The following is a 21,204-nucleotide window of genomic DNA, read 5'->3' as shown; positions in this document are numbered from 1 at the left end:
ACTTCTCGATCCCTTCGACCACGACGCCGCCGGTGCGCGGGTTGCTCTGCACGAGAGTGTGTTCGACGCTCATATCCGGTCTCCTGCTTCCAAGTGGTCATCGAGCAGTGGCGAGATGATCGACAGTGCGTAGGGATTGGTCATGTCGTCGTGGGTCACGTCGACGTCGTGGTCGGTGATGTCGCCGGTGACGTAGGGCCGCCAGCCGTCGGGGCCCATCCATTCGGCGGGATCGACCGTGGCGCGGAAATAGACGACGTCGCCGTGGTAGACCGGGCGCTGATATCCGGTTCGGGTGCCCGCGGAGGCGTTGTAGGAGCCCGCCATGCGCTCGATCGTGGCCGCGTCGATGAGCTCGACCCCGCCGAGCCGGGCGGTGATGAGCTCGGCCGCTTGTTCGGCGGTCGATTCGGCGGGCACGTCGTCGATGCCGAAGATGGCGCCGAAGGTGTTGATGAAGGCGCCCGGCGACAGCCGCTCGATGGTGTCGCCGTCGATGTCGGCGGTATCGGTGTCCAGCAGTGCCACGACGCCGACCTGCTCGCCCGCCGCCTGCAGTTGCACCGCCATGGCCTGGGCGATGAGTCCGCCGAAGGACCAGCCGAGCAGGTGATAGGGGCCGCTCGGCTGCACCGCGCGGATCTCGCGCACGTAGCGCTGGGCGAATTCCTCGATGGAACGGGCGGAGGGTTCACGGCCGCTGAGGTCGGGTGCTTGGAGCCCGTAGATCGGGCGGCCCGGCCGGAGCTGTTCGGCGAACCCCAGGTAGCTCCACGACATTCCGGAGGAGGAGTGGACGCAGAACAGCGCGGGTCGATCGCCGTCGGGGCGGATCGGTAGCAGCACGTCGAGACCGAGTCCGGTCGGTCCGGGCTCCGCGACCGCTGCCGTGCGCGCGGTCATGGCGGCGGCTTCGTCGGCCGAAGCGAGCTGGGCCGCGGGGGTTTCGGCGAATCGCGCCGCCGCGTCGAGTGCCTCGACCCAGAGGTGCGCGAGTTCGGCGACGTCCGCACGATCCAGCAGCTGTGCCGCGTAACCGAAGTCGGCCTGTAGCCGGTTGCCGACGACCATGGCGTTGATATCGATCGGCGACATGATCGGCACCTCCGGATGCTCGGCCGCCTCGAGCTCACCGAGCGCGTCGGTGGGTAGCCAGCCGAGACCTTCCAGACCGGGCGGTGTGTCGACCGAGGTGTGCCTGCCCAGGTAGTTCACGCAGATCTGGCCGGGGAGCCGGGTCGGAAGATGCTCGGCTGCTTCGGGATTCAGGTAGCGCAGCAGGCTGAATCCGATGCCCTTGTCGGGGACCGTGAGCAGGTCGTGCTTGACCCGGCGGATGGCCGCGCCCATGGCGGGGCCGCCCGCCAGCGCGTCGTCGATGTCGATGTCGGCGAGATCGAGGCGCACCGGGTACAGGTTGGTGAACCAGCCGATGGTCCGCGACAGATCGGCGCCGGGCACGACTTCTTCCTGTCTGCCATGGCCTTCCAGACGCAGCAGCGCCGAGGGCTCGTCCACGCCTCTGCGCGCACGCCAGCGCACCAGCGCCACGGCCAGGGTGGCGAACAGCGCGTCGGTGACACTGCCCTGGAACAGGCGGGGCAGGGTGGTGAGCAGCGCTGTGGTGGTGTTGTCGTCGACCTCGATGTCGAGGCGGCGGACGGTCTGACCCTGATCGGTGCCAGGATCGAGGTGACGGGCGCCGAGCAGCGGGTCGGGGCCGTGCACCACCGCTTGCCAGTACGGGAGTTCGGCGCGGCGCCGCTCGGAACGGGCCTGCTCGGTCATGGCGTGCGACCAGCGCCGCATCGAGGTGCCGATATCCGGGAGGGTCGGGGTGGCGCCCGCCGATACCTGCGCCCAGGCGGCGATCAAGTCCTGCACCAGAATTCGCCACGACACGCTGTCGATCGCGAGATGGTGCGCGACGATGATCAGGCGTCCGGGCCCGGTGTGCGCGCCGGCGTCGCCGACCGGATCCAGCCACACGAACTGCAGGACGACCCCGTCCGCCGGATTCAGTCGGTTCATCGCGGAGTCGAGCTCGGTCTGGGCGTATTCGCGCAGCTCGATCGGGTCGATGGCGGCGTCGAAGGCCGTGCGGTGCACCAGTGCGTCGACCTCGATCGAACCGGGGTCGGCCACGCGCAGCCGCCAGCCGTCCTCGGCTGCCCACAGGCGGGCTCGCAGCATGTCGTGCCGGTCGATCACGGCCGAGACGGTGGCGACGAGTTGCGCGCGTTCGATGCCGACTGGCAGTTCCAGCACCGCGGTCTGGGCGAACCGGTCGAAGTCGCCGCCGCGTTCGACCATGTAGTGCACGATCGGTGTCAGCGGCAGGTCACCGGTGCCCCCACCGGGCAGTTCGGCCAGCGCTTCCACCGTCTCGGCGGCATCGACGGCCGCACCGAGCGCCGCCACCGTGCGGTGTTCGAAGACCTGCAACGGCGTGCAGTGCACGCCGCGCAGCTTCGCCTGGGTCACGAGCTGAATGGCGAGGATGCTGTCGCCGCCGAGGGCGAAGAAGGAGTCGTCGATGCCGACCCGTGCGCGGCCGAGCAGTTCGGCGTAGACCTCGGCGAGGACCAGCTCGGTCGGCGTCTCCGGTGCGCGGTACGGGGTGTCGTCGGTGACGAACACCGGCTCCGGCAGTGCTTTTCGGTCGAGTTTGCCGACGGCGTTGATGGGGATCTCGTCCAGCACCACGAAAGCGGCGGGCACCATGTACGCGGGGAGCGTGTCGGCGGCAAGGGCGCGGATATGTGCGATGTCGAGGTCGGCGCCGGGCATGCGCACCAGGTAGGCGGCCAGGGCGGTGGCACCGGTGGGCCCCGGAACACCCAGCGTCACCGCGAGATCGACACCGTCGACGGCGCCGAGCACCGCATCGATCTCGCCGAGCTCGATGCGCTGGCCGCGCACCTTGACCTGGAAGTCGGTGCGGCCGAGGTATTCCAGCGCCAATCCTGGAGACGTACCAGCGGGGTTCTCGGACAGCGCGGGGCTGTCGGACCGAGTGGCGCCGACACTGTGTACTGGGGTGTTCGTGCGAGTCCACCGGACCAGATCACCTGTGCGATAGAGGCATTCGCCGGGCAGGCCGAAGGGGTCGGCGATGAATCGGGCTGCCGTCAAGCTCGGCCGCGCGTGGTAGCACCGCGCGAGCGCGGTGCCCGCGAGGTACAGCTCACCCGCGACGCCGACGGGTACCGGGCGCAGGCGGTCGTCGAGGACGAGTGCGGACGCACCGCGAACGGGAGCGCCGATGGTCACCGGCTCCGCAGCGGACAGCGGCGCGGAACCTGTTGCCCAGATGGTGTATTCGGTCGGGCCGTACAGGTTGACCATCGTGCGCCCGCCGGCGCCGCCGCACCAGCGCGCGACGAGATCGGGGCCGACCGCCTCACCCGCGACCGCGAGTACCCGCAGGCTCGACACGTCGGCGGGATCAATGGTGGCCAGCGCCGACGGCGTGATCACCATGTGGCTGACCTGCTCGGCGGCGATCAGTTCCGCGAGGGGGGCGCCGCCGAAGACATCCGGCGGGGCGATCACCGAGGCGCCGCCGCAGCCGAAGGCCATGAGTGCCTCGAAGATCGACGCGTCGAAGCTCGGCGAGGCCACCTGCATCACCCGGGCGTGTTCGTCGAGGGCGAGGTCGGTGCGCTGGGAGGCGACCAGGTCGGCCAAGCCGCGATGGGTGACGGTGACGCCCTTCGGGGTACCGGTGGAGCCGGAGGTGTAGATCATCCAGGCCGGGTTCTCGACCCTGATCGGAACCGGTAGTTCCGCGGGGGTGAGGTCCGCGTCGTCGGTGGCGCCCACGCGGGTGGCGAAGGCGGGGTCGTCGAGGATCAGCCAGCGGGTGGTGTCGGACAGCTGCGGCCGGTATGCGGCGAGGGTGATCCCGACTCGCGCGCCGGAATCGGAGAGCATGTGGTCGATGCGGTCCGCCGGATGTTTCGGGTCCACCGGCAGGAACGCCGCGCCCACCTTCGCCGCGGCCCAGATGCCGACGTGGAGCTCGACACACCGTGGGAGACCGAGGGCTACCACAGATTCCGTGTGCGCTCCCGCCTCGATGAGCAACCTGGCCAACTGATTCGACCGGGCGTGCAGCGCACCGTAGGTGATCGTGTCGGATACCTGCGTGGGTTGTGCCGCGGCGTCGGCGGAGGTGGGCTCGGTCGGGGAGATGGTGCCGGTGGCCCGGGTCGCGGTGGCCGTCGTAGTGCCGGCAACCAGGGCTGGTCGGTCGGGGAAGGTCGCGGCGGTGGCGGTGAGCAGGTCGGCCAAGGTCGTCGTGCCCGCGGTAGCGGGGCCGTGGACCGGGACGAGTTCCGCGCGTTCGGATTCGGCGAGGAGGTCGATATCGGCGAGGCGGATGTCGATGTCGGTGAGGACGGTGGCGAGCACCTGCCGCCATCGGGTCGCGAACGAGGTGACGGTGGCGGCGTCGAACAGATCTGTCGCGTAGGTGAGGACGCCGTCGATGCCCGCCGGGCCGGTCTCGTCGAACCGTTCGCGCAGGTCCAGGGTGAGGTCGAAGGCCGAGGATCGGCGGTCGAAGTCCTCGACTTCGAAACGCAGCCCGGGCAGTTCGAGCACCGGTTCGATGAAGTTCTGCAGCGACAGCGACACCTGGAACAGCGGGTGATGGGCGGTCGACCGGGTGGGGTCGAGTGCCGCGACGAGCTGCTCGAACGGTACGTCGGCGTGGCCGAAGGCGTCGAGGTCGGTGTCGCGGACGGTGGCGAGCAGCTGCCGGAAGCCGGTGCCGGGGTCGACCGGCGTGCGCAGGGCGAGGGTGTTGACGAACATGCCGACGAGATCGTCCAGCGCGGCCGCACCGCGACCTGCGATCGGCGTGCCGATGACGACATCGCCGGTACCGGCGAGCCGGGCCAGCAGCACCGCGAGGGCGGCGTGGACGACCATGAAGACGCTGACATTGTTCGCGGCGGCGAAGTCGATCAGCGCACGGTGGGTCTGTTCGTCGACGGTGAAGTCGATATCGTCGCTGCTCATGGTCTGCACCGCCGGACGGGGGCGATCGGTGGGCAGTTCCAGCGCATCCGGTGCGCCGGCGAGTGTTTCGCGCCAATACCGGATCTGCTGGGCGGCAACGGACTCCGAATCCGTCGCGCTGCCGAGAAGCTCGCGATGCCACAGCGCGAAGTCCGCGTACTGCACCGTGAGCGGCGGCTGCGTGGGTGCTGTACCCGACACCCGCGCCGAGTAGGCGGCGACCAGGTCCGCCGCCAGGGGGGCCATCGAGGCGCCGTCGGCGCTGATGTGGTGTACGACGAGGACGATGACATGCACTGACACAGGGTCTTCGGATCGATAGGCATTGCGGGGTCCGGTCTCGGCTGGGTGACTGTTGAGGCGGAACAGGCCGACACGCAGTGGTGCCTGACGGGTGAGGTCGAAGCCGGTGCCTGCCAGTTCGTTGATCTGCTCACGCAGTGGCGCGCCGTCTTCGGTGTCGATCAGCGGCATCGACGGAACCGCGGTGTCGATGCCGACGACGACCTGACGCGGGCCCTCGGCGTCGGCGGGATAGCGGGTGCGCAGGCTCTCCTGTCGTTCGACCACGTCGGCGAGAGCGCGGCGCATGGCTTCCACCTCGAGGGTTCCGGTGAGGCGCAGGGCGATCGCGATGTTGTAGGCCGACGAGTCGGGGTCGAGTTGATTGAGCACCCACATACGCTGCTGGGCGGGGGACAGGGAAATGCGGTCCGGGCGCAGGCGGGGAGCCAGCGCGGGCAGGCCAGGACTGCCCTCGGCGGCGGGGACGACCCGCGCCGACAGTTGAGCGACGCTCGGCGCGTCGAAGAGATCACGCAGCGCGATGGTGGAGCCGAGCGCCGAATTGACCCGGGCGACAACCTTCGTCGCGCTCAGCGAGTTGCCGCCGAGTTCGAAGAAGGACTGGTCGACGCTTACCCGTTCGCTGCCGAGGACATCGGCGAACACCGCGGCGACGGCCTGTTCGATCGGAGTGCGCGGTGCGAGATAGGACTGCTGGGTGGCCGAGAAGTCCGGTATCGGCAGGGCTTTGCGGTCCAGTTTGCCGACCGGAGTGAGCGGGATATCGTCCAGGACGACGACATAGGCGGGCACCATGTATCCCGGCAGTTCCGCCGCGACCTGAGCGCGCAACCGTTCGGTGTCGAGTGCGACATCGGGCACGGCGAGCACGTAGGACACGAGCACGGTGGCGCCCGCCGGTCCTTCGCGTCCGATCGTCACCGCGTAGTCGACCTCGGCGTCGCGCGAGAGCACCGCGTCGATCTCGCCGAGTTCGATCCGCAGGCCGCGAATCTTCACCTGGAAGTCGCTGCGGCCCAGGTATTCCAGGGTGAGCGCGGCGTTCTCGCCCGTGACCCAGCGCACCATGTCGCCGGTCCGGTACATCCGTTCCCCGGCGACGCCGAACGGGTTGGCGACGAACCGGCTCGCGGTCATCTCGAACCGGTTGAAGTAGCCGCGCGCCAGCGCGGGCCCGGCCAGATACAGCTCACCGGCGATGCCGACCGGCACCGGACGCAACCAGCTGTCCAGCACCACCAGTGTCGCACCGCGAATCGGTCCGCCGATCGTGACCGGTTCGCCGGGGAGCAGTTCGGCGGGACCGGTTGCCCAGATGCTGAACTCGGTGGGGCCGTACAGATTCACCATCCGCCTGCCCGCGGCCCACTTCTCGATGAGCTCGGGGGTGGCCGCCTCACCGGCCACCGACAGCACCCGCAGCTCGGTGAGATCGGTGGGCTCCATCGTCGCCAGCGCCGACGGGGTGATCACCGCGTGGGTGACCCGCTCGGTGCGCAGTAGCGTCTCGAGTTCGCCGCCGCCGTAGACCTCCGGCGGTGAGACCACCAGGCGTCCACCTGCGGCGTGCGCGGTCAGCATCTCGAAGACCGAGGCGTCGAAGCTGGGGGAGGCGACCTGGAGTGCGCTGGCGGTCGGGTCGAGCGCCAGGGTTTCGCGCTGGGCGGCAACGAGATTCGCGATGCCGCGATGGCTGAGGAGAACCGCCTTGGGCTTGCCGGTGGAACCGGAGGTGTAGATCAGGTAGGCCGTGTGGTCGATATCGAGCGGGCCGCCGCGTTCGGCGTCGGTGATCGGCGCGTCCGAGACCAGCATGGCGCGGCGCATGGTGTTCAGGTCGTCGAGCAGCAGCCAGTCGATGGACCCGGGCAGGTCTTCGCCGGTAGCCGTCACGGTGACGCCGATCGGGGCCTTCGAATCGGTGAGCATGTGCTCGATCCGCTCCACCGGATAGCTCGGATCCAGCGGGACGAAGGCCGCCCCCGTCTTGGCCAGCGCCCACACGGCGACCACCGATTCCAGCGAGCGGGTGAGCGCGAGCACGACGAAGATTTCGGGCCCGATCCCGCGGCGGAGCAGGACCCGGGCGAACCGGTTGGACCAGGCGTCGAGGTCGCCGTAACTCATTCGCAGCTCGCCCGAACTGACCGCGATCGCGTCGGGATCGATGCGCGCGCCTGCGGTGAGGATGTCGGGCAGCGTGCGCATCGGCAAGGGCGCTGGCCCGTGCACCGGTGCCAGCGTGGCCAGTTCGGCGTCGCTGCAATTTCGCAGTTGCGAAACCAGGGTCTGCGGATTCTCGGCGAGTTGGGTGAGCACCAGGACGAACCGGTCCAGGAGTATCTGTGCCGCAGTGGGTTCCAGCTGATCGGCCATGAACTTCACCGTGATGCGCAAGGCGTCGCCCGCACCGGCCTCGCCGCGCAGCGGAATCACCATGAGGTTCAACGGGTACGGCGTCGCGTCAGTGCCCTCGACATCGAGCACCCGCATGCCCGCGATGTCCAAGGCCTGCGACAGCGCCTCCCGATCGATGGGGTAGGACTCGAAAACGGTGAGCGTGTCGAACAATTCGGCCAGCCCGACAACGCGGTGGATGGCGGCGAGGCCGACGTGCTGGTGGTCCATGAGCCGCGCCTGCTCTGCCTGCACGCGAGCAAGCAGGTCGCAGACCTTTTCCGACGGATCCAGCGTCACCCGCACCGGAACGGTGTTGATGAACAGCCCGACCATCTCCTCGACACCGGGCAGCTCCGGCGGCCGACCGGACACCGTGGCGCCGAACACCACATCGGTGCGACCGGTGAGCATGGCCAGCAGTAGCGACCAACCGGCCTGGACCAGCGTGTTCACGGTCGCACCCGCTTCTCTGGCCGCGGATTCGAGTACCGCGACCGTGGCGGAGGACAGATCGTGCGAGAGCATCGCGGTCTCGGTCGACTCGATGCCGACGAGGGTGGGGACGGCGCGGGTCGGCGTGTCGATCCCGGCCATGGCCTGTTTCCACGCCGACAGCGACGCCTCCGCATCCTGGTCTCCGAGCCAGGACAGGAAGTCGCGGTAGGACGGGGCGGGCGGCAACATCGATGTGTCGCCCGCGGTGACGTACAGGGTGAGCAGCTCCCGCACCAGCAGCGGCGTCGACCAACCGTCCAGCACCAGATGGTGATTGGTCATAATGAGCCGCAACGTTTCCGCGCCGGTCCTGACCAGGGTGAAGCGGAGCAACGGGGGCCGGGTCAGGTCGAAGCGGGTCAGCGCGTCGAGTTCGATCACTCGGTCGAGCTCGCGAGCTCGCTGGTCCTCGTCGGCGATCTCGGTGAGATCTACTTCTTCCCACCGGATCTCGGCGGCGGACAGGACGAGCTGACGCGGGCCGTCGTCGGTCTCGACGAAGGCCACACGCAGGTTCTCGTGCCGATCGACGAGCGCCTGTGCGGCACCGCGCAGCCGGGTGGCGTCGACCGTGCCCGCGAGGGTGAGCAGTGATTGGACCGTGTACCCGTCGGCGGTGTCGGAGTCGTAGAGCGCGTGGAAGAGCAGGCCGTATTGCAGCGGCGATAGCGGCCAGACGTCGGTGAGCGCCGGGTAGGTGTGCTCCCAGCGCTCGATCTGCGGCTGATCGACCGTGACGAGCGTGAAATCCGAGGGGGTGCGGCCACCCGCGTCGCCGGTCGCGGCATGGGTGACGAGTGCGCGCAGGGCCTGCGACCACAGCTCGGCCAACGCGCGCACGTCGGCCTCGTCGAGCAGTCTGCTCGCGTAGGCCCAGGTGACTTCCAGCCCGGCATCGGTCAGCACCGCGTTGATATCGACGACGGCGGCCAACGGGGCTCGGTCGTCGTTGGTCGCGGCGAAACGTCGCGGAACCCAGGGATCGTCGCCGGTCACCGCCCTGCCGAGATAGTTGAAGCTCAGCTGGGGTGTCGGCGCGCCGGCCAGTGCCGCGGCGGACTCGTCGTTCAGATAGCGGAGCAAGCCGAAGCCCACGCCGCGATCGGGGACCGACCGCAACTGCTCCTTGGCGGCCTTGATCGCCGAACCCGCCGCACGGCCACCGGCGAACGCGTCGCCGAGATCGATCCCGGTCAGGTCGAGCGCGACCGGGTACACGCTGGTGAACCAGCCGACCGTGCGCGCGACATCGGCGCCGGGCAGCAGGGATTCGTCGCGGCCGTGGCCCTCCAGCGTCAGCAGTGCGCCGGTGCGGTCGCGCCATCGGCACACGGCCATGGCGAGCGCGGCCAGCAGCACATCGTCGGCGCCGCAATGGAACTGCTCGGGCACGCCGTGCAAGACGGTCTGTGCGACGTCCGAAGGCACCGTCGACTGCCACTGCGCCATCGTGGCGACCACGTCGAGGGCGGGGTCGAAGGCGCAGGCGGTCTCCACTACCGGGTCGGACAGCTCGGAGACGGTAGCCGGCGCGGCGGTCTGGGCCGTGTCGCCGGACCGATCGGAAGGAGTCGAGGTGGTCGTCGCGCGGTCGGCACTGCGACGGTCGGTGCGGGCGAACGGCGGGTCGGGTGTGGCCAGGATTCGCTGCCAGATCGGCAGTTCGTCGAGACGTGTCGCGGCGTTCTCGGGCTGGCTGTGCGCCCAGCGGCGGAAGGAGGTACCGACCGGGTCGAGCGTGCCGCCGAAGGCCGCGGTCGCCAAGTCCGGCAACAGGATTCGCCAGGAGACGCCGTCGGTGACCAGGTGATGCAGGACCAGCCAGCACAGTGGGGCGGCGTCGGCGCGTTCGACCAACACGAACCGGGCAACGACACCCGCGGGGGGATCGAGTAGGTCCGCGGCGTTCTGCAAGGCGCGCTCGACCGCGTCCTCGGTGTCGGCCCGGGTCACCTCGATCAGATCCTCGGCGTCGACCGCACCGGGCTCGGCCACCACCCATTCCCAGCCGTCGGCCGTCGGTCGCAGCGACGAGCGGAGGAGATCGTGCTGGTCGAGCAGCACCTGGAGCGCCGCCGCGAGCCGCGGACGGTCGAAACCGTCGGGCAGCCCGATCAGGACGGCCTGCCCGTAGCGTCCCCAGGTGTCCGGGTGCTCGACCATCGCGTGCACGATCGGGGTGAGCTCCACCGCGCCGACCCCGCCGCCGGGCAGCTCGTCCACCACCGGTACCTGGGTGTCGTCGGCGACAGCGGCCAGCGCGGCGACCGTCTTGCGTTCGAAGACATCGCGGGCGCTGAACGAGATACCGGCGGCCTTCGCCCGCGAGACCAGCTGGATCGACACGATGCTGTCGCCACCGAGCGCGAAGAAACTGTCGTCGACACCGACGGTGCCGAGTCCGAGCACCTCGGCGAAGAGGGCTGCCAACGCTTCCTCGCGCGGCGTGGACGGGGCCCGGCTCGCGACGGTGCGCGCACCGAAGTCCGGTGCGGGCAATGCCTTTCGGTCCACCTTGCCGAGCGGGGTCAGCGGCACCCGGTCGAGCACCATCACCACGGCGGGCACCATATAGGCCGGAAGCGTTTCGCCGACAGCGGCTTTCACCGCTTCTGGATGGACCTCGGCACCCGGCTCGGCCGTGACATAGGCGACGAGCGCGGTCGCGCCGGTCGGCGACTCGGCACCGAGTGTGATCGCGAAGTCGATCTCGGGTAGCCGCTGCAACGCGGCATCGATCTCGCCGAGTTCGATCCGGTAGCCGCGCACCTTCACCTGGAAGTCGCTGCGCCCCTGGTATTCCAGGGTGACGCGGCCCTCGGCGTCGGTCCAGCGCACCAGATCGCCGGTGCGATACATCCGGTCGCCGGGTGCGTGCGGATTCGCCACGAACCGGCTCGCAGTCAAGCCGCTGCGCCGGTGGTAGCCGCGCGCGACACCGGGGCCCGCGAGGTACAGCTCACCCACGGTGCCCGCCGGTACCGGGCGCAGCCACGGGTCAAGGACCAGGCCGCAGACGCCACCGACCAGGCTGCCGATCGTCACCGGGGCGCCGGGCACCAGCGGTTCGCTCAGGGTGGTGGTGATGGTCGTTTCGGTGGGGCCGTACCCGTTGATCAGCGAGCGCCCGGCCCATTTCGCCACCAGTTCCGGCGGGCACGCGTCACCGCCGACCACGATCGTGCGCAGGTCGGGCAGCGTCACCGGGTCGAGTGAACCGACAACCGCCGGGGTGACATTGAGATGGGTGACGCGGTGGGTGCGCAGCACGTGCGCCATGTCCTCACCCGCGTAGGCCGACGGCGGGACCACCGCGAGGGTGGCACCGGCGGCCAGCGTCACCACGATCTCCTCGACCGAGATGTCGAAGCTCGGCGAGACCGCGTGGGCGACCACGGAGTCCGGCTCGACCCCGAACCCGGCCCCCGAACTCGCCGCGAGGTTCGCCAGGCCGCGATGCGAGACCAGCACGCCCTTGGGCAGACCGGTCGACCCGGAGGTATAGATGACGTAGGCGACCTGATCCGCCGCGATCGCGGCCGTGCGGTCGGCATCGGTGATCGGCGCGGGGTCATGGGTGGCGAGTTCGGCGGTGATCGCCGGGTCGTCCAGCGAGAGCCAATCGACCTTGTCGGGCAGCGACTTTCGCGCCTCGTCGACCGTCAAGCCGGTGACCACCCCGCTGTCGTCGATCATGTGCTCGATGCGATCGTCGGGGTAGGTCGGATCGATGGGCACGAACGGCGCACCGGTCTTGGCCACCGCGACGGTGGCGAGCACGGACTCCGCGGACCGCGGAATCGACAGCGCTACCGCGTGTTCAGGCCCCGCGCCGGCGGCGATCAGCAGGCGGGCCAGGCGATTGGTGTAGTCGTCGACCTCGCGATAGCTCAGTGTGTCGTCGGTACCCCAGCGCAGCGCCACCGCGTCCGGGTCGAGCGCGGCGCCCGCCGCGAGGATCTCGGGCAGGGTGCGCGTCGCGACGCCGGCCGGGCCGCGCGCGGGCACCGAGGCCGCCTGCTCGGCATCCGAGAGAACGGGCACCGTCGACAGCGGGGCGTCCGGCCCTGCGACGAGGAACCGATGCAGGAACAGCAGGAATCGCTCGTGATGGCCCGCCAGGTCGGCGTCGCTGTACAGGTTCGCGTTGCCTTGCAGGTCGATGTGGGTGCTCTCGCCGCCGACGCCCGGGTACAGGTTGACGAACAGGTCGTCGATCAGGCCGGAGGTGAGCACGTGGAGCCGCCCGACGACCGGGCCCAACGCGATCTTGGTGTCCACCATCATGAGATTCACGGCGGGGCCGAACGACGCCGCCTCGTCCATCGCCCAGCCGAGATCGCGGACGATGTCCTCCTGGCGGTAGCGCTGGCGTCGCAACGCGCCGGTCAGCTCGCTCTGCACGGCGAGAATCGCCGCCCCGACGGTGGTGGTGGGATCGAGGCGCACGCGTAGCGGCACGACATTGGCGAGCATGCCGCCCGAACGACGCAGGGTCGCCGAGGTCCGTGCGGAGACCGGCAGGCTCAGCACCACTTCCGGCGCGCCGGTCATCGCGGCGAGATAGGCGCCGAAGGCCGCGACCACGGTCGGCGCGACACCCGAATTCACCGATGCCGCAACCGAATCCAGCAGGGCGCCGGTCTCCGCGGGTAGCGCGCCCGATACCCGGTTGGGGTGGGCGTCGACCTCGGCGTCGTGGCCGGCGAGCGTCACCGGATCCGCCAGCGCGGCCAGGTGCTCGCGCCAGTAGTCACGGTCGGTGGTGAAACGGCCGGAGGTGCGGTAGGCCAGATCGGCATCGACGATCTTCTGCAACGGCTCGGCCTTGGTGGCCGGCGGCTCACGGCCGGCGAAGGCGGCGTTGTAGAGCTCGCCGACGCGCTGAACCAGCGCCAGCGCGCCCATCCCGTCCAGGACGATGTGGTGCATGCGCGCGTACCAGAACCAGCGATCCTCGGCGACACGCAGCAGGGCGATGCGGACTAATCGGTCGTGCATCACATCCAGTGGTGCGGTGTACTCGGCGCGCATCCATTCGTGCGCGGCCGCTTCCGGGTCGGGGCGGTCACGTAGGTCCAGTTCGGCCACGTCGTCGTCGAGGGTCAGATCGACGACCTGATGGGGGTGGCCGTCGATATCGACCAGCCGCAGATAGCCGGTACCGAACTCACGACCGGTCCGCTGGACCGCGTCGATCAGCAGCGCGAGGTCGACCGCGCCGGACAGCTCCACGTACTGGGCGATGGAGATGGGGGTATCGCCCGCGATGTGCTGGGCGAACCAGATGCCGCGCTGGGCGGCCGACAAGGGAAAAGGGCCTTCGGGTGCGACGGCATCCGACGCATGCGAAGAGGACTGGATCATGAGCGAACCTGCGTTCTCATGTCTGGAGCTGGGCGTTCACCTCTGGTTCCCGACCGTCGGGTAGCTACCTGGTAGGTAGTACCCGCCGTTGCGTACTGCGCTCTATGTTCATTCTGAACCTGTATCGAGCGCATCGGAATGGGTTCAGCAGACTGCGCGCAGTTCCGTGGCCGCCAGCGGCGCGTCGGAGGTGACCAGATAGCGCTGCAGGGTCGAGCGGTCGTCGAGCACCAGCCAGTCGGCGCCGCCGCCGAGTTCGCCCCGGCGGGCCTTGGTGGTGATCCCGAATCCTGCGCCGGGGGCGGTGGACGCGCCCTCGGCCTGCGACACCGGGATCGCACCGATCTTGCGCACCGCGGCCTCGGCGACCACCGACTCGATCCGGGGGTCGACAGCGAGGGCGATCCGGTCGCCGGCGTCGGCGCCACGGGTGAGCAGCAGCCGGGCCAGGCGGTTCGCCCAACGGTCCAGATCGGCGTCGGCGAGCTGACCGGCGACCGGCGCGCCGGAGCGGCTGCGCATCGGGATGACGTTGCCGGCGGGTGCGGTGACCAGGGTGCTCATCGTGTTCCCCTTCGAAGGCTTGACGGGTGTCTGTGGGTACACCTCTAATCTCGTCCTCGGGAGGGGGATCCGACAGCAACCCCAGCGTTGATGCACCGACTCCCAGGGGGATCGATTACCACCCCTGGGTGGGCGAACCCCGGCGGCGGCGGCCTCGTGCACGCACCGCCGACCGCCGTGGGGCTCGCCTCAGCGGGCGTTTCCGCCGATGCTGAAATGCGCGCCGGTGGGGTCGATCAGCCCGGCGAGGCGCCCGTAGGGGGTGTTCATCGGTTCGAAGGCGATGGTGCCGCCGAGGGCCACCGCGTGTTCGGCGGACTTGTCGACGTCGTCGGCGCCGAAATAGACCGTCCACGAGCCGGGTACGCCCTCGGCGAGGTGACCGTTGGCGTCGAGGACGCCGCCGCCCATGGGAGGAACGGTGTGGATGGTGGTGTAGCGGAAGTCCGCGGTGTCGGCGATCGTCAGGGTGTCGCGCCAGCCGAAGACGTCGCGGTAGAAGACCAGCGACTCGTCGTAGGCGCGGGTCATCAGCTCGAACCAGGACGGGACGCCGACGTGGTCGGTCCAGGTCCCGTCCGCGACGATGCCGACCGCGTCGAAGCCGGCGAAGGTGTCGGCCTGCCAGACGCCGACACCGATTCCGCCGACATCGGCCAGTACCGCCATCGCACCGAGATCGGCGATCGCCATCGGCTCGACGATCACATTGCCGCCCGCCGCGCTCGCCGCGGCTGTCGTGGCCAGGGCATCGGGGGAGTTCAGATAGACGGTCCAGCGGTCCGGATACGGGTCGCCGGGATCGTCGTGGCGGCCCATCGCACCCGCCACCGCCCGCCCGTCCTTGCGCAAGGTGGTGTAGCCGCCGAATTCCTCGCCGCCGCGTTCGGCGGTCCAGCCGAACAACTCGCCGTAGAAGGCGATCGCGCGGTCGAGATCGGTCGTGTAGAGGTCGACCCAGGTGGGATCGCCGGGTTTCGGGCTGAACGACATGACTTCTCCTCGGCTGAAGGGGTAGCGCGTCAGCGACGCTGGCATGTTCGCGCGTCGGCATCGATCATGACGCGCCGACCGCCGAAAAGTCATCGCCGACAACCGTTGCACCCACGCGACCTGCGGAGGAAGATCGGGATCGCGAACTACGGCGCGCCGAATACGACACAGAGTAGGACCCGCGCGGAATGCTGCGGCAGCACGGTTTACGATTCACTCCAACGCATGTCTGCTGCTGTCCGTCATCGAGGCGCGGCCGGCTCTGCGAGTGACGTACAGGCATCTTCAGGAGGATCAGTGACTGCGGTAGAGCCCAGGCCAGTCCCTCAGTTGGAAGCGACTCGACCGTATCCGGCCCGGACCGGTCCGAAGGGCTCGTTCCTCTACAAGGCGGTCACCACCACCGACCCCAAGGTGCTCGGCACCATGTACTTGGTGACGGCGATCAGCTTCTTCATGATCGGCGGCCTCATGGCGCTGCTCATGCGTGGTGAGCTCGCACGTCCGGGTCTGCAGTTCCTCTCGCCCGAACAGTTCAACCAGCTGTTCACCATGCACGGCACGATCATGCTGCTGTTCTACGCGACGGCGATCGTGTTCGGCTTCGCCAACATCGTCCTGCCGCTGCAGATCGGCGCCCCTGACGTCGCCTTCCCGCGACTGAACGCGTTCAGCTACTGGCTGTACCTGTTCGGTGCCTCCATGGCGACCGCGGGCTTCGTGACCCCCGGCGGCGCGGCGGACTTCGGCTGGACGGCTTACGTGCCGCTGACCGACATCCTGCACTCGCCCGGTGTCGGCACCGACCTGTGGATCCTGGGTCTGGCCGTCTCGGGTCTGGGCACCATCCTCGGTGGCGTCAACATGCTCACCACCGTGGTCTGCCTGCGCGCACCCGGTATGACCATGTTCCGCATGCCGATCTTCACCTGGAACATCGCGGTCACCTCCGTGCTGGTGCTGCTGGCGTTCCCGCTGCTCACCGCGGCGCTGTTCGGGCTTGCCTACGACCGCCACCTGGGTGGTCACATCTACGACCCGGCCACCGGCGGCATCCTGCTCTACCAGCACCTGTTCTGGTTCTTCGGCCACCCCGAGGTCTACATCATCGCGCTGCCGTTCTTCGGCATCGTGTCGGAGATCTTCCCGGTGTTCAGCCGTAAGCCGATCTTCGGTTACACCACGCTGGTCTACGCGACGCTGGGTATCGCGGCGCTGTCGATCGCGGTGTGGGCGCACCACATGTACGCCACCGGCGCGGTGCTGCTGCCGTACTTCTCCTTCATGACCTTCCTCATCGCGGTCCCGACCGGTGTGAAGTTCTTCAACTGGATCGGCACCATGTGGCGTGGTCAGCTGACGTTCGAGACACCGATGCTGTGGTCGATCGGCTTCCTGGTGACCTTCCTCTTCGGTGGTCTGTCGGGCGTCATCCTGGCCTCGCCGCCGCTGGACTTCCACGTCACCGACTCGTACTTCGTCGTCGCGCACTTCCACTACGTGCTCTTCGGCACCATCGTGTTCGCGACCTTCGCGGGTATCTACTTCTGGTTCCCGAAGATCACCGGTCGCATGATGGACGAGCGTCTGGGCAAGTGGCACTTCTGGACCACCTTCGTCGGCTTCCACACCACCTTCCTGGTCCAGCACTGGCTGGGCGCCGAGGGCATGCCGCGTCGCTACGCCGACTACCTGCCGTCCGACGGTTTCACCACGCTGAACACGATCTCCACGATCGGCGCGTTCATCCTGGGCTCGTCGATGCTGCCGTTCATCTGGAACGTCTTCAAGAGCTTCCGCTACGGCGAGGTCGTCACGGTCGACGACCCGTGGGGCTACGGCAACTCCCTCGAGTGGGCCACCACCTGCCCCCCGCCGCGCCACAACTTCTACGAGCTGCCGCGGATCCGGTCCGAGCGCCCCGCGTTCGAGCTGCACTACCCGCACATGGTCGAGCGCATGAAGGCCGAGGCGCATGTCGGCTGGGGCTCGGGTAAGCACAGCACGCACGTGTCCGAAGGCGCGCTCGCGAAGAAGTAGGACACCACCGAACGACAGGGTGTGCACCTGCTGGGTGACCAGCGGGTGCACACTCTTTTTGTGGGTAATCGAACGGAGCAGATCGACTTGGCCGACACCACAGTTCTCGTGACCGTCACCGGCCCCGACCGACCAGGCGTCACCTCGGTGCTGCTGGCGACGTTGTCCCGGCATCAGGTGAGCTTGCTGGACGTGGAGCAGGTGGTCATCAGGGGTCGACTCACCCTCGGGGTGCTGGTGTCGTGCCCCAACGACCCCGAGGCGTTGCAGGACGAGCTAGAAGAGGCGATGAACACCGTCGGCATGCAGGTCGACGTGTCGGTCGACGCGCAGATCGGCAAGCCGCCGATGTCCACGCACGCGGTCGTGGTGCTCGGCGCCCCGGTCACCGCGAAGGCATTCAGCGCCATCTCGCGCGAACTCGCCACCGGTGGCGCCAATATCGACTCCATCCGTGGCATCGCCGACTACCCGGTGACCGGGATGGAACTGATGGTCACCGCGACCGACACCAGCGACGAAGGCGACGCGCGGCTGCGCACCGCACTGGCCGAGGTGGCCGTCGCCGAACGGGTCGACATCGCGGTGGAACGGGCGGGGCTGGCCCGCCGGGCCAAGCGCCTCATCGTGTTCGACGTCGACTCCACCCTGATCACGGGCGAAGTGATCGAGATGCTGGCCGCGCACGCCGGCGTCGAAGACCAGGTCCGCGAGGTCACCGAGGCCGCGATGCGCGGCGAGCTCGACTTCGCCGAATCGCTGCGTCAGCGCGTGGCCACCCTCGAGGGCCTCGACGAGTCGGTGATCGAGGAGGTCGCCGACCGGATCGAGCTCACCCCGGGCGCGCGCACCACGATTCGCACCCTGCGCAGGCTCGGCTTCCGCTGCGGTGTGGTCTCCGGTGGGTTCCGGCAGGTGATCGAGCCGCTCGCACACGAGCTGGAGCTCGATTTCGTGCAGGCCAACACCCTGGAGATCATCGACGGCAAGCTCACCGGGCGGGTCGTCGGCGAGATCGTCGACCGGGCGTTCAAGGCGACCGCGCTGCGCAAGTTCGCGGCCGAGGCGGGGGTGCCGATGGAGCAGACCGTCGCGGTCGGTGACGGCGCCAACGACATCGACATGCTCAACGCGGCCGGGCTCGGCGTGGCGTTCAACGCCAAGCCCGCGCTGCGCGAGGTGGCCGACACGGCGCTGTCGCACCCCTACCTGGACGCGGTGCTGTTCATCCTCGGCGTCACGCGCGACGAGGTGGAGGCGGCCGACGCGCGTGACGGTGGCGTACGACGGGTTCCGCTGCTCGGCCGGTAGCGTCACGCGGAATCGCGACCTCACCGACGTAGAGTGACCGCACAGGCACGTCGTCACCGCTCGTCACCGGGAGGTTGTTGTGCGCAGGTCATTTCTCGTCCTGGTCGCCCTGGCGGGGCTCGGCGGATCGACCGCCGGATGCGGTGGCGACGAGACCGAACCGTATGACGTCACCCTCCAGCCGACCGCCGTTGCGCAGTCCGCGGCTGATCCGCTGACGATCGAGCTGTTCGCCAACGGCAGCACGGTGGTGGCCACGGTGGGCCAGCGCCTGCTGGTACGTCTGCCGCGGGATCCCGCGTCGACCGGCGAGTGGGGGATGGTCAATGCCGAGAAGGGCATCCTGATCGCCGACGGTGGGCCGACCAGCGAGGGCAACGCCACGGTGTGGCCGTTCCGGGCGATCGAGCGGGGGGTGACCTCGCTGCAGTTCACCTACGGGCCGGCCAGCGAACCATCGATCGGCCCCGAGCCGACCTTCATGGTGGATATCCGGGTGAGCTGAGCCGGGTCGGCGCGCGGCCACGCTCGCCTCCGGGAAAGGCCCGGGAAGGCCACGCGCCCGCGCTATTAGGCTGGCGGGCGGACTGGTGTCGATCGAACGGGTGTTGTGGCATGGGTAGTGGGTTGGAAACCGAGGAGCAGGCCGAGGCCCCGGTCCGCGACGAGGCGGCCGAATTCGCCGCTCGGCACGCGGAGTTGGCGCAGGGCTACGGCGGCGGCGGCGACCCCGGCGACCCGGCGATGGTGCAGGCGATGCAGATGGTGCTGCACATCCCCAAGGCTGATCCGCCCGCCCGCAGCGCACTGCTGGAAGCGGCTGCCGCCGCGGCGGTCGCGGTGTGCCTCGACCCGCGTTCGGGACCCGGCGGGGAGTGGGAGCCGCGGTACCTCGCGTGGAAGCGGTCGCGGATCAGGAAGGTCGCCCGGCGGGCGCGTGGTGCGCAGTGGGTGGCCGCGGGAGACGTCGACGGTGTGACGGTCGAGGTCGACGGCGCGCAGGCCCGTGCGTTCGTTCCCGGCCCGGTCGGGGAGATCGATCAGCGCATCCGCAAACTCCAGATCGGCGGTACCGATCTCGACCACGACGAGCCGGGCCCGGCGGATCCGGCATCGCCGGTGCTGTGGGTGAACGCGGCGCTGGAGATGTCGGTGGGCAAGGCAGCGGCGCAGGTCGGGCACGCGAGCATGCTGCTGGCGGGTGCGTTGCCCGTGGACGCGGCGGCCGCGTGGGCGGCCCGCGGATTCCGCTGCGCGGTGCGCGACGCCGGCGAACAGCAGTGGGCGGGGTTGGTGGACGAGGTGGCGGCGGGTCGTGCGGTGGCTGTGCGCGATGCCGGTTTCACCGAGGTGGCGCCCGGTTCGATGACGGTGATCGCGGTGCCGCCACGGGAGTGATCGCCGCGACACGCGCGACGCGAATCCGGCGGTTGGGTTGCGGTTTTCGCGACTCGCCGCGATAACGCGGTGTGGCGGCAGCGCCTCGCGGGTATACGTAACCGACAGCCGTGCACGTCGAGGTACAGGGAGGTTCCGCGATGATGACGACGATTGTGGTGATCCTGATCGTCTGGGTTGTGCTGTCGGTGCCGGTCTCCTTCGTCGCCGCGCGGATGTTGCGCAGCGAGGTTCGCAGCACGGGTGACCCGTCGACGACCAGGATCGACGAATCTCGCACGGGCCGGTCGCTGCGCTGAGAGCCCGCGTGGGCCAAGATGGAGCGCGTGTCGCAACCCGATCCCGATCTGCTCATCGACTTCTCCGATGTGACCATCCGTCGCTCGGGCCGAACCCTCGTCGGCCCGGTCTCCTGGCAAGTAGAGCTCGACGAACGCTGGGTGGTGCTCGGCCCGAACGGCGCGGGCAAGACCTCGCTGCTGAGAATGGCCGCCGCCGAACTCCATCCGACCTCCGGTCACGCGAATCTGTTGGGGGAGACGCTCGGTCGCGTCGACGTCAGCGAATTGCGGCCACGTATCGGACTGTCCTCGGCGGCGGTGGCCAGCCGCATCCCGGTGGACGAGAAGGTCAGTGACCTGGTGGTCTCGGCCGGCTACGCGGTGCTCGGCCGCTGGCGCGAGCGCTACGAGGACATCGACACCGAACGCGCGGTCGACATGCTGGAAACCCTCGGCGCCGAACACCTTTCCGACCGCACCTACGGCACCCTGTCCGAAGGCGAACGCAAGCGGGTGCTCATCGCGCGCGCCCTGATGACCGATCCGGAACTGCTGCTGCTCGACGAACCGGCCGCGGGCCTCGACCTGGGCGGGCGTGAGGAACTCGTCGAACGTCTCGGCGATCTCGCCGCCGACCCCGACGCGCCCGCGATGGTGCTGGTGACCCATCACGTCGAGGAGATCCCGCCCGGCTTCACTCACGCGCTGCTGCTCAAGGAGGGGGAGGTGGTCGGCCAAGGTCTCCTGGGCGATGTACTCACCGCCGAGAATCTGAGCAACGCCTTCAGCCAGTCGATCGCGCTCGATCGGGTCGACGGGCGGTGGTTCGCGCGGCGGGCTCGTCGTTCGGGCGGGCACCGGCGCCGCAACTGAGCGCCGGCTCGCCGCGCTGACTCGCGGGCGCCGATTACGCGCACCGGCGCCCGGGCTGACCTGGCTGGGCGTCCGGTCGCCGGGAATCCCGGCTCACGGTCGACCAAGCGGGCGTTAGGGTGCTGAGAGGGCTGCGCTCGAAGGAGAC

Annotated in this window: 9 protein-coding genes; 6 read left to right on the top strand and 3 right to left on the bottom strand. The window is 69.2% G+C overall.

Annotated features, from left to right (window positions below):
* Positions 1–69 precede the first annotated feature (69 nt).
* The 3 genes from ACFWF3_RS01480 to ACFWF3_RS01470 all read right to left on the bottom strand — a co-directional run bounded on the left by ACFWF3_RS01480 (position 70) and on the right by ACFWF3_RS01470 (position 15,153).
* Positions 70–13,596 carry an amino acid adenylation domain-containing protein gene (locus ACFWF3_RS01480; RefSeq protein ID WP_379312009.1) on the bottom strand — a complete coding sequence of 4,509 codons (13,527 nt, stop codon included), beginning with the start codon at positions 13,594–13,596 and terminating at the stop codon, positions 70–72.
* 144 nt (positions 13,597–13,740) lie between these two features.
* A complete protein-coding gene (locus tag ACFWF3_RS01475) occupies positions 13,741–14,160 on the bottom strand; it encodes an AMP-binding protein (protein WP_379312008.1) in 420 nt (139 codons plus the stop codon).
* A 189-nt stretch (positions 14,161–14,349) separates the two neighbouring features.
* The gene (locus ACFWF3_RS01470) at positions 14,350–15,153 is read right to left on the bottom strand and encodes a VOC family protein (protein WP_379312007.1); all 804 of its coding nucleotides are present in this window, start codon (positions 15,151–15,153) and stop codon (positions 14,350–14,352) included.
* A gap of 297 nt (positions 15,154–15,450) precedes the next feature.
* On the opposite strand from ACFWF3_RS01470, the gene ctaD reads away from it, so the two are divergent.
* The 6 genes from ctaD (at position 15,451) to ACFWF3_RS01440 (ending at position 21,056) form a co-directional block, all read left to right on the top strand.
* Entirely contained in the window at positions 15,451–17,193 is a 1,743-nt protein-coding gene (gene ctaD, locus ACFWF3_RS01465) for a cytochrome c oxidase subunit I (RefSeq protein ID WP_379312006.1), read from the top strand.
* 81 nt (positions 17,194–17,274) lie between these two features.
* Positions 17,275–18,504: a phosphoserine phosphatase SerB gene (gene serB / locus ACFWF3_RS01460; RefSeq protein WP_131816594.1), complete on the top strand. Its 1,230-nt coding sequence runs from the start codon at positions 17,275–17,277 to the stop codon at positions 18,502–18,504.
* 79 nt (positions 18,505–18,583) lie between these two features.
* Positions 18,584–19,009, top strand: a complete 426-nt coding sequence (locus tag ACFWF3_RS01455; RefSeq protein WP_379312005.1) for a hypothetical protein — start codon at positions 18,584–18,586, stop codon at positions 19,007–19,009.
* Positions 19,010–19,119: 110 nt separating this feature from the next.
* Complete coding sequence (locus tag ACFWF3_RS01450) at positions 19,120–19,902, top strand: peptidyl-tRNA hydrolase (protein ID WP_379312004.1); 783 nt, start codon at positions 19,120–19,122, stop codon at positions 19,900–19,902.
* 140 nt (positions 19,903–20,042) lie between these two features.
* Positions 20,043–20,201 carry a hypothetical protein gene (locus ACFWF3_RS01445; protein ID WP_378991535.1) on the top strand — a complete coding sequence of 53 codons (159 nt, stop codon included), beginning with the start codon at positions 20,043–20,045 and terminating at the stop codon, positions 20,199–20,201.
* Between the two features lie 18 nt (positions 20,202–20,219).
* On the top strand, positions 20,220–21,056 hold the full coding sequence (locus ACFWF3_RS01440; protein WP_379312003.1) for an ABC transporter ATP-binding protein: 837 nt from the start codon (positions 20,220–20,222) through the stop codon (positions 21,054–21,056).
* The last annotated feature ends 148 nt before the right edge of the window (positions 21,057–21,204 follow it).

This window comes from Nocardia sp. NPDC060220, from assembly GCF_042727815.1.
In the GTDB taxonomy this organism is placed as follows: Bacteria; Actinomycetota; Actinomycetes; order Mycobacteriales; family Mycobacteriaceae; genus Nocardia.
This window is presented reverse-complemented; position numbering and strand designations above follow the sequence as displayed.

Excerpts from the sequence above, each read along its gene's own strand:
- ACFWF3_RS01470 (WP_379312007.1), bottom strand. The coding sequence starts at position 15,153 with ATGTCGTTCAGCCCGAAACCCGGCGATCCCACCTGGGTCGACCTCTAC.
- ACFWF3_RS01480 (WP_379312009.1), bottom strand. The coding sequence starts at position 13,596 with ATGATCCAGTCCTCTTCGCATGCGTCGGATGCCGTCGCACCCGAAGGC.
- ACFWF3_RS01450 (WP_379312004.1), top strand. The coding sequence starts at position 19,120 with ATGGGTAGTGGGTTGGAAACCGAGGAGCAGGCCGAGGCCCCGGTCCGC.
- ACFWF3_RS01475 (WP_379312008.1), bottom strand. The coding sequence starts at position 14,160 with ATGAGCACCCTGGTCACCGCACCCGCCGGCAACGTCATCCCGATGCGC.
- ACFWF3_RS01440 (WP_379312003.1), top strand. The coding sequence starts at position 20,220 with ATGGAGCGCGTGTCGCAACCCGATCCCGATCTGCTCATCGACTTCTCC.
- ACFWF3_RS01445 (WP_378991535.1), top strand. The coding sequence starts at position 20,043 with ATGATGACGACGATTGTGGTGATCCTGATCGTCTGGGTTGTGCTGTCG.